Below are 14,480 nucleotides of genomic sequence, written 5' to 3' on the forward strand. Positions count from 1 at the left end.
CAGGCAGATAAGATTGAGAAATGGGGTGATATGAGGACCGAATGGCTCCGGAAAACGAGCCCTCCGGACGCTCACTTTTGACGTATTGAAGGCCGCCGGTCCGTGCTATTTCTGGGCACCTTTGCCACCAAACTTCCTGGGACCATCTCCTTGATTGACAAGCTTGAACTTCTGCTGGCGCTCGCCAAGGAACGGCATTTCGGACGGGCAGCCGAGGCCTGCGGCGTCACCCAGCCGACCATGTCGACCAGCCTCAAGCAGCTCGAGGAAATCCTCGGCGTCATGCTGGTGCAGCGCGGGTCGCGATTCCAGGGATTTACGCCGGAGGGGGAACGCACGCTCGACTGGGCGCGGCGGATCGTCGGCGACACCCGTGCGATGCGGCAGGAGATCAATAGCCTCAAGGACAAGCTCTCCGGCGAGATCCGGATCGCCGCGATCCCGACCGTGCTCGGCATGGTCGCGTCGCTGACGACGCCGTTCCGCGCGCGGTACCCCGACGTTCGCTTTCGTATCCAGTCCTGCACGTCGGCCGATGTGCTCGGCTTGCTGGAAAATCTCGAGGTCGATGCCGGGCTGACCTATATCGAGAACGAACCGATCGGCAAGGTGCGCACCATTCCACTCTACAATGAGAGCTATCGCCTGCTGACGGCGCCCGATGCCATGTTCGGCGATCGCAAGCAGGTCACCTGGAAGGAAGTGGGACAGGTGCCGCTGTGCCTGTTGACGCCGGACATGCAGAACCGCCGTATCATCGATCGCGCGCTGGCATCGGTCGGGGCCGAGGCCACGCCGACGCTGACCTCGAACTCGCTGGTGGTCCTCTATACACATGTGAAGACCGGGCGCTGGGCGAGCGTGATGCCGGCAAAACTAGCGGAGACCCTGGGGCTGGCCGACACCATCCGAAGCATTCCGATCGTCGATCCCGTCGTCGACTACAGCGTCGGCATGGTGATCCCGCAGCGCGATCCGATGACACCCCTGATCGCGGCGCTGGTGCAGGTCGCCCGCGAAGTGGCGCCGACGCTGGAGTAGGTCACGCGGCTGCGGCCTTGGCCTCGGCCGTCAGATTCGTCTTCGGCTGTTGCGCCTCGCGCGGCAGCGTGATGCGCACCACGGTGCCGGTGCCGAGCTTGGAGCGCAGCCGCATCGTTCCGCCATGCAGGCTGGTCAGGGACCGCGCAATGGCCAGGCCGAGGCCCGAGCCCTGGTAGGTCTTGGTGAGCTGGCTTTCGACCTGTTCGAACGGCTTGCCGAGCCGCCGCAGCGAGGCCGGCGCGATGCCGATGCCGGTATCGGCGATCATCAGCACGATCGAGTTGGGCAGCACGTGGCTCCGCACCGTGACCTTGCCGTCGTCGGGGGTGAACTTCACGGCATTGGACAGCAGGTTGACGAAGATCTGCTTGACCGCGCGGCGGTCGGCCATCACGGAAATCGTGCTCTCGATATCGGCGTCCAGCGTCAGATGCTTGTCCTCGGCGCGCCCCGAGACCACGCGCAGCGACTCCGCCAGCAGCTTCGACAGGTCGAGCTGCTCCATGTCGAGCTTCATGCGGCCGGCTTCGATCTTCGACATGTCGAGGATGTCGTTGATGACTTCGAGCAGGTATTTGCCGCTGGTCAGGATGTCGTGGCAGTACTCCTGATACTTGTCGGAGCCGAGCACGCCGAACATGCCGCTGCCCATGATCTCGGAGAAGCCGATGATGGCGTTCAGCGGCGTGCGCAGTTCGTGGCTCATATTGGCGAGGAATTTGGATTTCGCCTGGTTGGCTTCCTCGGCGCGGTTCTTTTCCTGCGAGTATTTTTCGGCGAGGTCGGCAAGCTCGGCCTGCGAGCGCTTGAGGTCGATCACGTTGGCGCGCAGGCGGGCGTCGTTTTCGATCAGCTTCTGCTCGTGCTCCTTGATGCGGGTGATGTCGGTGCCGACCGAGACGTAACCGCCGTCCTTGGTGCGGCGCTCGGAGATGTGCAGCCAGCTTCCGTCGTCGAGCTGCGCTTCGAAAGTGCGGGCTCCCGGCGCTTGCGCGCCGGTCTCCTGCAGCCTGGTGCGCACTTCCGGCATGCTGCCGACCTCGATCACGGTCTCGTAGGAGGTGCCGGGGGTCACCGCCGTATCGGGCAGTTTGTGCAGGCGCTGGAAGTGCGAGTTGCAGAGCACCAGGCGGTCTTCCGCATCCCACAGCACGAAGGCTTCCGGAATGGTTTCGATCGCGTCGCGCAGCCGCAGATCGGCCTCCACGGTCTTCTCGGCGAGGCTCTTCTGTTCGGTGATGTCGACTGCGATGCCGATCAGGTGCAGGCCGCCGTCGGCCGAGGTGTGGCTGAGCTCGCAGCGCACCCGCAGCCAGATCCAGTGGCCGCCGGTGTGCTGCATGCGGAAGCTCTGGTCGATGTGGTCGAGTTGGCCCGCGATCATCTGGTCGGCGATCGCGAACAGGTCGATGTCATCGGATTTCACCAGCGCGTTGACTTCGCCGAAGGTGAGGAGGTCGTTGCGGGAGTCGAGCCCGAGCATCGTGAACATCGATGCCGACCAGAAGATCCGGCCGCGGGACAAGTCCCAGTCCCACAAGCCGCAGCGGCCGCGATTGAGCGCGGTGTCGATCCTGCCGCGCACCGCGTCGTTGATGAGGTCGCCCTCGCGGGCGCGGGTCGACTGCCAATGGAAGGCGAAGCCGAGGATCAGAACGACGAAGCCGGTGGTGGCCGAGAGCGTCACCGACAATGCGGCATCGGAGCCCCACAGCGGCTCGTTCTTTTCCTGGATGACGACGACCTGGCCCGGCAGCGATTTCACCAGCCGCGAGATCGCCATGGCGCCGTTGCCGCTCGGAAGCGTCATGTCGGTGATGACGCCCTGCTGGCTGGGGGTGGCGAGCAGTTGCGCCGTGCTGATGACGTCGAGGATGCGATCGTTGTCGCCAAAGCTGCCTTCGACGGGGACGCGGGCCAGAATCCGGTGATCGGCGCCGGTGATGATGACATGGCGGCCGCTGGCCACGCCCCAGGCCGGGATCAGGTCGGGCAGCAGGCTCTGCAACCGCTCAATGTTGGCGGCGCGGTCCTGCCGGACGGAAGCAATGCGGTCGAGGCGTTCGGCCAAGAGGTCGGTGAGCGCGGAGAGGTCGCGCTTCATGGCGGCGCGCTTTTGCCGGCTCTGGTCGATCACCTGCACGAAGGCGCCGAGGCAGATGGTGATGAGGAAGGCAATGATGAGCGTCGGCACGGCGCGACGAAGCGCCGGCTCTGCGGTGAGCAGCCGGTGATAGGCAGGTTTTGCGATCGACTGCGCCAATCCCTTGATCGAGTCGGATTGGACATACGCGTTCGCCGCATGCGCGCGCGCCATGCTTTAGACCCCCGCCGAAGGCTCTTTTGCACACTGTCCGGAACGAACCCCACGTCATTCCGAATCAAAGCGATTTGAATCCAGATTTTCGGGACTGTCGAGTGTCAACGATTCGTTAATTCGAAATAAATGTTGTCCAACGCGAATTAAGGCGTCGTCAGGGTGAGTCCGAAACGGGAACGGGTTCGCAAATCTACGCGCGCGGCGGTTCGGCATGACTGATCACGCGCTTGATCGAGGGAAACGCGCGGCGCAGCGCGCGCTCGATCTCGTCGACGTTCTCGTGCACCTTGACGACGCTCATCGACGGCGCGGCGCGGCAATGGAAGTTAACGATTTCGCCCGCGTCAGTGTCGCGCACCCGAACATTGTGGATGTCATGAATGGCGCCACTGCCGGCGAAGCGCGCCAGCGCGGCCTTGATGGCTTCGACGCGCTGGGGCGCGGCGTCGGTGCCGTGTGGCAGTTCCGGGTCGAGCGGCTCGATGTGGGTGTCGACCTCGACGTCCTCGCCGAAATTCTCGCGGATGTTTCGCTCCAGCACGCGGGTAACCTCGTGGGCCGCCGCAAGCTCCATGTCACCGTCGACTTCGAGGTCGATGCCGACGATCAGCTTCTCGCCGAGATCGTGCACGGTGACATGGTGGATGGCGAGGCCGGAATTGCGGGCGATCACCATGATGCGCTCGCGCACGCTCTCATTGTCGCGCGCGACCGGAACGGCGGTGAAGGTGAGGTCGGCATCGCCGAGCGCCTCGGTGACCGCTGCCTGTGCGGCCTTCTTGATCGCCTCGACCCGGTCGATCGGGTAGGTGCGCGGCACCTTTGCGATGGCATCGATGAAATGCGTCGGGCCGACCATGCGAACCCGCAGGCGCTCGACGCCGACCACGCCGGGCACCGCGCGAATGGCGGCGACAGCCTTTTCCGAAGCGCCCGCCGGCGCGCGGTCGAGCAGCGTTTCGACGGTGGAACGTCCCAGCCGCAGCCCGAGGATCGATATCATCACGGCAACCGCAATGGCGGCGACCGAGTCGCCCCAGAGATAGCCGAGCCCGGTCAGCACCAGGCCGGCGATGACGGCGACGGAGCCGAGCACGTCGGAGGCGAAATGCAGCGCATCCGCCGCCAGCGCCTGGCTTCGGGTTTCGCGCGCCGTGCGATGCAGCGCCCGCGCGCGCCAGAAATTCACCGCGATATCGATCACCAGCACCACGAAGGGAATCGCCGATATCGTCGGCGGCGCTGCGCCTTCGCGCAGGCGGCTCCAGGATTCGACCAGGATGCCGCCGGCCAGCACGTAGAGCAGCGCGATGACAAACAGCGCCGACAGGCTCTCGAACTTGCCGTGGCCGTAGTGATGCTCCTCGTCGGCCGGTTGGTCGGACACCCGCACCACCAGCCAGGTGATGACGGTCGCGATCACGTCGACCGAGGAGTGCAGTGCCTCGGAGATCAGCGCCAGCGAGCCGATCGCGATGCCAACGGCGAATTTCGCCGCAGCCATGCCGGCGCTGGCGAAGATCGAGATCGCCGCGACGTTGGTCTTGATGGTGGGAGCATGACTCATGGGCGGCGGTTTAGCAGGGCGTTGTCCAACATTAAAGGCGACCGGGGAGGGCGCACTTGCCACTCACTTGCAGGAGCGATTTGTTGCGAATGGTTCTGAGTTGAAGGACCGTCATTCTGAGCGAAGGGATCGTCATTGCGAGCGAAGCGAAGCAATCCATCCTTGATCCGTCATCTCTGGAATAAGCGCACTTGCGCTTATCCCGAAGGTGCGAGCGAAGCGAGCCTCGAAGGATGTGCGGCCCCGCCGGTGGCCGTCGCCCTTCGAGACGCGCGCAAGAGCGCGCTCCTCAGGGTGACGGATATAGATACGTCTCCGCATTCTCGCGGTGCAATGCACCCGAGCTTTGCAAATCATCCGCCCATGAAGAAGAGGGCGCAGGGAATGCCGGGTGCTTGCTGCACCCGCGGTCTCGTGTGCAAATAGCGCTAGAGATGCGCACACGAGCATACAGGTACAGCCGGAGCAGCCCGGCATTCCCTGCGCAGTGGTTTGACGGCTTATACCGCGCTCTCCCTGGAGACGAATTCCTCTTGCCTCCATCGCCGGCGGATTGAAGATCTTGCGAAGCCCGGTTGGGATCGCAACATCTCCGCCGGCTTGACACCAGCAACGGGTGCCAGGACCACACGTCTATATTTTGGTATTCGGTGAAACACGCCGAAACTAAGAAAACCCTTTAAAACAAGCACTTTTCGACTAGCCTGTTTCGGGGCGCTTCGGCGGGTTTCGCCAAATTTAGGGCCCGGCCCTAAGCCTTTCAGTGCCCTCGCAACAGACTGAAAGCCCAAAGCCGAGCCCCTTTGGTCTCAACCCTTAGGAGCCGAAACCACAATGGATACTACCACCACCACCACCGAACCCGCTGGCAAGCACGCGCGCAATGGCAGCGTCATCCTGACCGACCGCCTCTGTGAGAAGCGGGTCGCCAAGCGGGTTAAAATCTACGACCGCAAATGCCCTGGCCTCTACGTCAGCATCATACCGGCAGGCGTCGCGACCTTCTTCTTCAAGTTCACCGACCGGGCCACTGGCAAGCAGCGGTCCAAATGGCTGGGCGTCTATAACCCCGAGACCTTCGCGGTCGAGCAGGCACGCACCGAGGTCTATGCCCTCAAAACCCGGATTGGCAACGGCGAGAACGTTGCAGAGAGTTTCCGGCAGCAGAAGGCGCAGAAGGTGAAACGGGGCAAGACCGTCGATGAGATCATCGAGGAGCGGATCGAGTGGATGAAGACGCCGGTTCGCAAGCCGGACGGGGAAATGCGGCCCCGGCTGGAAAGCTGGGAAAATACCGCCAGCCACTTGCGGCGCTTCATCAGCCCAAGGCTCGGCAAAAAGCTGCCGGGCGAAGTCACCAAGCACGACATTGCCACGCTGTCGAACGATATCGTAGCGGGAAAGCTCGGGGTTCCTTCGGTCAGCAATGCGCGGCATATGCGCAAGGCGATCTCGGGATTGTTCAACTGGGCGGCGGAGGCAGGCCGCGACTATGTAACCGCCAGCCCTTGCGTCAACCTGCCGAAGCTCGACCCCGAGCATCCGTGCACCCGCGTCCTTTCCGAGGACGAGATCAGGATTTTCTGGCACGGCCTCGACCGGGACGACCTGCCTTGGGATCGCAAGACCTGTCTCGCGCTCAAGTTCGAGTTGGTCACCATGCTGCGCTCGGGCGAACTGCTAGGCGCGCATCGCGACGAACTGTTCGATCTCGACGGCGACAATCCGCGTTTTGACGTCCCGCTGAAACGGGTGAAGAAGCGGCGCGTGATCCAGCAGCCGCTGTCAAATCTTGCGGTGGAGATCATTCGGGAAGCGCTGATCAGCGACAAGCAACAATACGTCTTTGCGAGCCCCTTCGGCGATATGCCGATGAACCGCAAGGTGATGGCAACCGCGCTGCGCGGCACTAAGCACAAGGGCAAGGTGAAGACCCCCGGCATGTGCGCGCTGCTCGGTCTGCGGCCGTTCACGCCGCACGATCTGCGCCGGACGGCGGCGACCTTGGCTGGCGATCTCGGCTTTGACGATGCGTGGATCGCGAAGTGTCTCGATCACGCCGCGAGCAAGAAACAGGAGCAGACCGTGCCGACTGTCACCGGTAAAGTCTACAATCACTCAAAGCGCATGAAGGAGAAGCGCGCGGTGCTTGATGGCGTTGCAGCAGAGTTGCGGCGCATCATCGGCAAGCCCGTCGGTCAAGCGGAAACCGAACTGCGTCTCGTCGCCTGACCATTAGCCCGGCCCCGCCTCGGGGTCGGGCTTTTCTGTTGAAACACGCTGAAACGCGCCATTTGGGCACTGATGCGTTTACCGAGCGCGCGGGGAGCCGCGTTTCCACCTGGCCGCGTGACCACTTCTGCCGCAGCACGATGGCGCCGCGGTGATCATGACCCACGAGGTGGAACGAGTTCTTGCCGATATCGATGCCGATCACGGCGATCGCTGCGTTGAGTTTCTGAGACATGGCGTGCTCCTCGTCTTGAGCGCCCCTTGCCAGTTTCTCGTACTGGCAGGGCCGGAGCACGGCCGGACCATTCCATTAGCGGTACTTCGCGCAGATCGATCCATCTGCCGCTCAAGAGCCCGGCTAGTGTCAGAATGACGCGATTGATCTCTCCGTGACGTTCGGAAGGTCCGCTCCAACGTCGCGTGCGGTCGTCGCCGCATATTGCTTCAAAGGCCGCCTGGCATCGTTGCCTCCGGCGCGCTCCATGAGGCGATCTCGGAGATCCTGCAATTCCTCGGTGACGGTCTGCTCGCGGCATGCAGTTTGATCAAGATCAGTCCGAGCGCAGGGCTTCGACGGGTTGCAGCAGTGACGCCTTCCAGGCCGGGTAGAAGCCGAAGAAAATGCCCACTCCCGCCGCGAAGGCCATGGCGACAAGGCTGAGCTGTCCGTTGAGCACCACGCCCAGGTTGGCGTAGCGCTCGACGGCCACGGCGCCGCCCACGCCCAGGGCGACCCCAGCGATGCCACCGATCAGGGACAGTGTCGTCGCCTCGACCAGGAATTGGCCCAGGATGTCGCTTCTCCGGGCTCCAACCGCGAGCCGCAGCCCGATTTCGCGGATCCGCTCGGTGACCGAGACGAGCATGATGTTCATGATCCCGATGCCGCCAACCAGAAGCGACACGGAGGCGATAGCAGCAAGCAGAATGCCGAGCGCCCGCGCCGAGTCCTCCTTGGCCCGCATCACCTCGGTCAGGTTGATCAGGTGAAAATCGTCCTCCTGTGCGGGCAGGAGACCGTGGCGCTCGCGCACGACCTGACGAATCTCGGTGAAGGCCGAAGCCATGTTGGCGCCATCGCGCACCTTGATGATCACGCCCGAGATCGCCCGAGGATTGGCCGGATTGCGCCCGATGACCCGATTGAACGCGGTCGAGATAGGGATGACAGCGGTGTCGTCCGTGTCGAGCCCAGCCAGGCTTTGCCCCTTGGCGGCCAGTTCGCCGATCACCGTCATCGGAATGCGGTTGACGCGGATTTCCTGACTCACCGGGCTCTGATTGCCAAACAGTTTTTCGGCCACGGTCCGCCCGAGCAAGACCACCTTGCTGCCCTGGACCACGTCCTCCCGGTCAAAGGCGCGACCCCGGCTCACGGCCCAGTTGCGGATGGTGAGATACTCGGGCGTCGTACCGGTGACCAGGGTGGACCAGTTCGCATTGCCATAGATCAGTTGCATCCCCGCGAAGTTGTGCTGCGGCGAGGCCGCGACCACAGCCGGGATTTCGTTCTCGATGGCCTGCGCGTCGGCGAGCGTAACGCTTGGTCGTGACCCCTGTCCCCTGGACACGCCGCCGCTCTTCAGCGCCCCCGAGTTCAACACGATGGTGTTCGCCCCGAGATTGCGTATTTCGGTCTGGATGCGCTGGCTCGCCCCGCCCCCGACCGCCATCATGACGGTCACCGATGACACTCCCAGAACGATGCCGAGCATGGTCAGCCCGCTGCGCAGCTTGTTGACGCGAACGGCGCGTAACGCCGCAAGGGTGCTGTTGACGAGTTTCACGCCGCGGCCCGCATAGCTTGGTTCAGATCATCGGATACTACTCTGCCGTCCTTGAAGTGGATGATCCGGCGTGCATAACGGGCGACCTCGGCGTCGTGAGTCACGACGATCACCGTGAGCCCGCCCTCGTTGAGGCGGGCCAGGGCGGCCATGATCTCCTCGGAAGTCACCGAGTCGAGCGCACCAGTGGGTTCGTCGGCGAGCAGAAGAAGCGGCTGGTTCACCAGCGCGCGGGCTATCGCGACCCGTTGCTGCTGTCCGCCGGACAACTGCGAGGGGCGATGGTGCTCGCGTTCCGAGAGGCCCACCTGCGCCAGGGCGTTGCGTGCCCGGCGCCTGCGTTCGCGCCGCCCGAGGCCGGCATAAACCATCGGAAGCTCGACGTTTTCGAGCGCCGTCGCCCGCGCCAGCAGATTGAACTGCTGGAACACGAAGCCGATGCTCGTGTTGCGGACCGCCGCGAGCTTGTTGCTCGACAGGTGCAGCACGTCCTGTCCGGCGAGGTGATAAGTGCCGCTGCTGGGGGCGTCGAGACAGCCGAGCAGGTTCATCAATGTGGACTTGCCGGAGCCCGACGAGCCCATGACGGCTACGAATTCACCCCTCTCGATGGCGAGCGACACGCCCCGGAGCGCAGGCACCGCCGTCTGGCCGACCACGTAGGTTTTTGTCAGATCTGAGACGGCCACCAGCGGCATCTACATGCTCCCGATAATCCGCCGCGTGATGGTGGGCGGCGGCTCTCTCTGATCGACCCCGACGATGACCTGCTCGACTGGCTCGCCGATCGAGACCTCGACCATGTTGCCGTCCGACAGCCCCACTCGAACGGGAAGCGGCCTCGGCCGTTGATCTTCCCCCAAGGTCCAAAGGTGCGAAGCTTCCGGTCCGCGCGCTCCGGACGGGGCAAAGCGCAGTGCGGCGACCGGCACCTTGTGCACGTTCGTGTGGGCGTCGATGACAATGCGGGCATTCGCCGTCATTCCGGGCATCAGCATCTTGTCCGGGTTCGGCGCGTTGGCCACCACCACGTAGGTGATCACGTTCTGCTTCTCGTGCGAGTCCTTGCGGATCTGCTTCACCTCGGCCCGGAACTCGCGACCGGGGAAGCTGTCCACCGTGTAGATGACTGGCTGGCCCTCTCGGACTTTGCCGATGTCGGCCTCATCGACTGAGATCTTAATCTGCATCTCGCGGAGGTCCTGAGCGACCGTGAACAGCGTCTGGGTCTGCAGGGTGACAGTGACCTGCTGGCCCTCCTCGATGGTGCGCCCGATCACTACTCCATCGATGGGCGAGCGAATTTTGGTACGGTCCAGGTCGGTTTGCGCAACCTTTAGGGCCGCCCGCCTTTGCTGCACGACTGCGTTAGCATGAATCACCTGCGCCTCGGCCGAGAGGCGCGCTGACTCGGCCGCTTGAGTTAGTGCGATCTTGGTGCGCTCGTCGGCTTCAGCCGACTTGTAGTTTTGAACCGCCATATCGAAGGCAGCCTGCGCCCTGAAAACGTCAACCTGAGAGACGTTGTCCCCCCTGGCCAAGGTACGCTTCCGCTCCAGGTCGCGCTGGGCCTCGGCGACGACGATGCGCTCGCGCTCGGTCGCGAAGCGAGCCCTCTCCGTCGCGGCGGCGACGCTGGCGAGATCGGCGGCCGCCTTTTCCTGAACACGCTCCTGAATCACCACGGCCGCTTCGGCGACACTCAATTCGGTTTGCGCTTGCTCCAAAGCGATCTGGAAGCTGAGCGGATCGATCTGAGCAATCACGTCGCCCCGACGAACCTCCGCGTTGTAGTCCGCCAGGATGCGGAGCATTTGCCCCGATACCTGCGAGCTGACGAGGACGGTCGTGATTGCCGACAACGCGCCACTCGCCGTCACGGTCGTGGCGATGTCCCCCCGACGAACCGGCGCAAGAAGGTATTTAGGACCTTCAGGAGGGGCGTTCACCAACAATTCGGGGGTGTACCGTGCCGCTTGAGTTCGGGCAGAATCCCACACGGTCTCGGGGAGAATTCCCCGATGATATGCCGCCGCTACCAAACCGACAGCGGCCAGAGATCCCAGCAGCAGCTTCATGAAAGACGTGTCTTGCGAGAGGAGGGGCGGCTCCAGAGTGCCGCCCGGCCAGTTTGTTCAATAGCGCTCGCGAAGTCCGCTCTAATGGCCCTGCGGAGTGCCGCCGCCCTTGTTGGTTGTTGGGGTGGTATTGGTCGTGGTCACCTGACCCGTGTCGCTGTTGCTGCCGCAGGCGGAGGTCTGGGTGGTCGATGTCGTTGTCGTCGACGTGAAACCCGCATTTTCACTAGGCGGGTTCGTCACGGCGGTCGTGGTGGTCGTCGTCCCGCAGTCCTTGACTTTGTCTGCGTGGGCCGCCGGCGAGAATACGACAGCGGCAACGGCCAATGCGAATCCAAGTGTCTTCAGCATCTTGCTCTCCCATTCAGTCGTGGAGACCGTCAGTGGCCGCGCGGAGTCCCGCCGCCCTTGTTCGTGGTTGGGGTGGTCGTGGTCACCTGACCTGTGTCGCTGCTGCTATTGCAGGAGGAGGTCTGGGTGGTCGTTGTCGTCGACGTGAAACCCGCATTTTCACTAGGCGGGTTCGTCACGGTGGTCGTCGTGGTCCCGCAGTCCTTGACCTTGTCTGCATGGGCCGGCGACAACCCGGCTCCGGGTACAGTGGTCAACGCGGCGAGGGTTGTTGCAATCATCAGATTTCTCAGTGACATGGATTGCTCCTCTAAGTGGGTTGCTCAGTGGAACGGCACCCCCAACCATTGCGCTGGTGGCAAAACGCGTGCCAACCCGCAAGTCATTGGTCTGATGAGGGAAACGAATCTACGGCATAGCTCGGACGGGAAGCTACGGTCCCACCCATGACGGTGCTGGACCGGCAGGCCAGGCCGTCGAACGGTTGGACCGGACTGAATAATTTCGCGTTGGCACGGCGGTGGGACGAAAATGTCCCGGGGGAGGGCTGCGACTGACCCGCTGTCGACGCAACGATTTCCGTTAAGAGTTGGGTCGAATGTTGTGACGTTTCATCAGACGGCCAAACGCGCGCCGGTCCTTTCCCGCGAGGCGGGACGCACGCGTAATATTACCGCCGGTTTCACGAAGTTTTTCCTCAATATAGGTTCGTTCGAACGCTTCGAGGGCCCGCGCTCGCGCGTCGCGAAAGTTATCGCTCGACGGTTTCGATGACGCATTGAGGACCGGCAAATCGCAGATATCCCTAAGCTGAATCTGTCTACCTTGCGAAAAGATGAAGGCCCTTTGAATCGCGTTGTAAAGTTCGCGTACATTTCCTGGCCAATCATATTCTCTCAATTTCTGGACAACTGCGGGAGCAAGGGCCTTAGGTGGCGTGCCGCTCTCTGCGGAGAGCCTGCTCACAAAATAGCGGGCAAGAATCGCGATGTCGCTGCGCCGTTCGCGCAGCGGAACAAGATGGAGTTGAAGTACGTTCAATCTGAAAAATAGATCGAGGCGAAAGCGCCGTTCGCGCAGCAAATCGTTCAGATCCTGGTTGCACGCGCTAATGATCTTCACTTCAGTCTTCACAAACCGTTCGGAACCTATCGGCCTATAAGTATGCTCCTGGAGGAATCGCAACAGTTTGGACTGAAATGCGATTGGAAGTGCGTCGACTTCATCCAGGAAGAGCGTGCCGCTACCCGCAAGAGCAACCAGCCCCATTTGGTCACGGTGTGCGTCGGTAAAGGCGCCACGTGCATGGCCAAACATTTCGGTCTCGAACAGATGCTCGGGAAATGCCGAGCAGTCCACCGGAATGAACGGAAAATCCCTGCGAGCGCTCAGACGATGGATTGCGCGTGCGCACAGTTCCTTGCCGGTACCCGTCTCGCCTGTAATGAGAACGGGACTGTCATTTCGCGCCACCAGCGGAATTTGTTCGATGGTACGCAGGAAGGCTGGATGATCGCCCACTAGTTCCGCAAGCCCAAGTTCTCGCGTTCGGCGTCCTTGGGTGGCCGCCATGTTGTCGTCAGCCGGATCGTTCGCAAGAAGTCGCGCAACCCGATGGCGCCACTCGCCTGAATGGATGGGCTCGACAATAAAATCGTCGACCGCTTGTGCGGCTAGCTGAATGAGATCGTTATCGGGGGGGAGAACGGCAAGCGTCGGAGGGCCAATTGGATTCTTGACAAGCCAACGAAAGAAATTTGCGGCGTACGAACATCTCGGTGCCGCCACGGCCACAACAAGATCCGCTCGATGCTCTCGCAATCGTTCAAAGACCAGCGAACTCCATTGAATATGTTCGGAAACGAAATTCAACGCGCCTTCGCATTCTTCCCGAAGCGGGCACGATACACTCTCAATAAACAGCACTAGTCGTGGCATGACGCTAACGCTCAAACTATTAATTCCTGTAGTTTTTAGAATCTTGCTCAAATATAGAAATCAACAGGGGTCGCTAATTGGAATATGTGGCGCATGACTGCTCGTGATAAATAATCCATGAGCATGCCTGAACCTGCACGATACTTCACAATCCCGCCGGATCCCGGATTCCGTATCGAACGCGAAATTCCTCGTCGATGATGAGGTTGCCGGAAATGCTGAGAGCCAATGGTCTATCTCTTGCTTTATTGGGTGAACTTTCTCAGTCCGAATTTTGTGTCTGTGCGAGCCATTCCGGCAGCCGTCGAAACAGCCGGCCGCGATGTCCTGAACGCGAGGTTCCTGGACAGCAGCAACTTGTCGATGGCGGTGTCGAACGATTGATCGGTCGTCGTTGATCGGCTGCGAGATCTTTAATCTCATTCGTATTCGTATGCGGTCATGACGTTCCCCTCCTGGGGGTCTACCGCAAGGAAGGCTTCTGCAAACGCATTTGGGTCCAGACGGACGTATTTATTTGCTTTTTCTGCCGAGGACGTTCCGCGATTGCCCCCTTGCATTGCGGCTGGCTAAAAACAAAAACGCCGGAGACGCTGCTCAGCGTTCCGGCTTGGTCGAAATTTGTGGTACGCAATTGTCACACATGACACCATCGCCCACTTGGGCCTGCGATGCCGGTCCAGTCTAAAGCGGCCGCGCTTCACAGCCCGCACATTATGTAAATAGTAAAATCGCTTTTCTTCGAGTTGTAAACGGTTTTCTTTTGGGCGAAACGCCCCGCGCATAACATGCGGATCCGAAGACCACCGAGTTTGGTGTTTTGATGGAGCAGGAGGTGCATCATGGAGAGGCGGCAATTCGGATGGCTTCGTTGCCCTGATGCAGCGCGGAGATTTCTGGGATCAATCCACGGGACCCTCTACCACCTACTCTGGGGTCGCCGGATGTGGATGTCCCGGTTTGACGCTGCTGAACTGGCTGGTCGAGGAGAAGGGGATCGCGCTGCGTTAACGTGAAAGTGCGTGGACCGAAAGTGCGTCGGGACGGCTGGCGGCTCTACTAATCGGAATAGCCCCAATCGATTCTCCTGCTCAGCCTAAAGGACTCTGGCGTTTCACCTAAGATATTTTCGCCCATTGCTCAGCCGTCCCAGATGAGGAGGT

The 14,480-nt window shown here is 61.8% G+C and carries 9 protein-coding genes and 1 pseudogene; 2 read left to right on the plus strand and 8 right to left on the minus strand.

Annotated elements, in window-relative coordinates; translation table 11 throughout:
- Positions 1 to 150: 150 nt before the first annotated feature.
- Positions 151 to 1,041 carry a LysR family transcriptional regulator gene (locus V1288_RS22850; RefSeq protein ID WP_334359189.1) on the plus strand — a complete coding sequence of 297 codons (891 nt, stop codon included), beginning with the start codon at positions 151 to 153 and terminating at the stop codon, positions 1,039 to 1,041.
- A gap of 1 nt (position 1,042) precedes the next feature.
- Here the strand turns inward: V1288_RS22850 and V1288_RS22855 are convergent, their stop codons facing one another.
- Together V1288_RS22855 and V1288_RS22860 are read right to left on the minus strand one after the other, a co-directional pair.
- The gene (locus V1288_RS22855; RefSeq protein WP_334359190.1) at positions 1,043 to 3,361 is read right to left on the minus strand and encodes an ATP-binding protein; all 2,319 of its coding nucleotides are present in this window, start codon (positions 3,359 to 3,361) and stop codon (positions 1,043 to 1,045) included.
- Positions 3,362 to 3,554: 193 nt separating this feature from the next.
- Entirely contained in the window at positions 3,555 to 4,931 is a 1,377-nt protein-coding gene (locus V1288_RS22860; protein ID WP_334359191.1) for a cation-efflux pump, read from the minus strand.
- An 834-nt stretch (positions 4,932 to 5,765) separates the two neighbouring features.
- On the opposite strand from V1288_RS22860, the gene V1288_RS22865 reads away from it, so the two are divergent.
- A complete protein-coding gene (locus V1288_RS22865) occupies positions 5,766 to 7,163 on the plus strand; it encodes a tyrosine-type recombinase/integrase (RefSeq protein ID WP_334359192.1) in 1,398 nt (465 codons plus the stop codon).
- A 94-nt stretch (positions 7,164 to 7,257) separates the two neighbouring features.
- Here V1288_RS22865 and V1288_RS22870 read toward each other — a convergent pair.
- The 6 genes and pseudogenes from V1288_RS22870 to V1288_RS22895 form a co-directional block, all read right to left on the minus strand.
- Positions 7,258 to 7,398: pseudogene (locus V1288_RS22870) on the minus strand (IS110 family transposase); the annotation flags it as partial.
- Positions 7,399 to 7,714: 316 nt separating this feature from the next.
- Positions 7,715 to 8,950 carry an ABC transporter permease gene (locus tag V1288_RS22875; protein ID WP_334359193.1) on the minus strand — a complete coding sequence of 412 codons (1,236 nt, stop codon included), beginning with the start codon at positions 8,948 to 8,950 and terminating at the stop codon, positions 7,715 to 7,717.
- Positions 8,947 to 9,648 (minus strand): ABC transporter ATP-binding protein, encoded by a 702-nt coding sequence (locus V1288_RS22880; RefSeq protein WP_334359194.1) that lies wholly within the window; start codon positions 9,646 to 9,648, stop codon positions 8,947 to 8,949. The genes V1288_RS22875 and V1288_RS22880 overlap by 4 nt, the downstream gene beginning before the upstream one ends.
- Positions 9,649 to 11,028, minus strand: a complete 1,380-nt coding sequence (locus tag V1288_RS22885; RefSeq protein WP_334359195.1) for an efflux RND transporter periplasmic adaptor subunit — start codon at positions 11,026 to 11,028, stop codon at positions 9,649 to 9,651.
- 81 nt (positions 11,029 to 11,109) lie between these two features.
- Positions 11,110 to 11,379, minus strand: a complete 270-nt coding sequence (locus V1288_RS22890) for a hypothetical protein (RefSeq protein ID WP_334359196.1) — start codon at positions 11,377 to 11,379, stop codon at positions 11,110 to 11,112.
- Positions 11,380 to 11,961: 582 nt separating this feature from the next.
- Positions 11,962 to 13,368, minus strand: a complete 1,407-nt coding sequence (locus V1288_RS22895; RefSeq protein WP_334359197.1) for a sigma-54 interaction domain-containing protein — start codon at positions 13,366 to 13,368, stop codon at positions 11,962 to 11,964.
- Between the last annotated feature and the right edge of the window lie 1,112 nt (positions 13,369 to 14,480).

The sequence above is a fragment of the Bradyrhizobium sp. AZCC 2176 genome (genome assembly GCF_036924645.1).
Classification (GTDB): domain Bacteria; phylum Pseudomonadota; class Alphaproteobacteria; order Rhizobiales; family Xanthobacteraceae; genus Bradyrhizobium.

Excerpts from the sequence above, each read along its gene's own strand:
- V1288_RS22865 (WP_334359192.1), top strand. The coding sequence starts at position 5,766 with ATGGATACTACCACCACCACCACCGAACCCGCTGGCAAGCACGCGCGC.
- V1288_RS22860 (WP_334359191.1), bottom strand. The coding sequence starts at position 4,931 with ATGAGTCATGCTCCCACCATCAAGACCAACGTCGCGGCGATCTCGATC.
- V1288_RS22880 (WP_334359194.1), bottom strand. The coding sequence starts at position 9,648 with ATGCCGCTGGTGGCCGTCTCAGATCTGACAAAAACCTACGTGGTCGGC.
- V1288_RS22885 (WP_334359195.1), bottom strand. The coding sequence starts at position 11,028 with ATGAAGCTGCTGCTGGGATCTCTGGCCGCTGTCGGTTTGGTAGCGGCG.
- V1288_RS22855 (WP_334359190.1), bottom strand. The coding sequence starts at position 3,361 with ATGGCGCGCGCGCATGCGGCGAACGCGTATGTCCAATCCGACTCGATC.
- V1288_RS22890 (WP_334359196.1), bottom strand. The coding sequence starts at position 11,379 with ATGCTGAAGACACTTGGATTCGCATTGGCCGTTGCCGCTGTCGTATTC.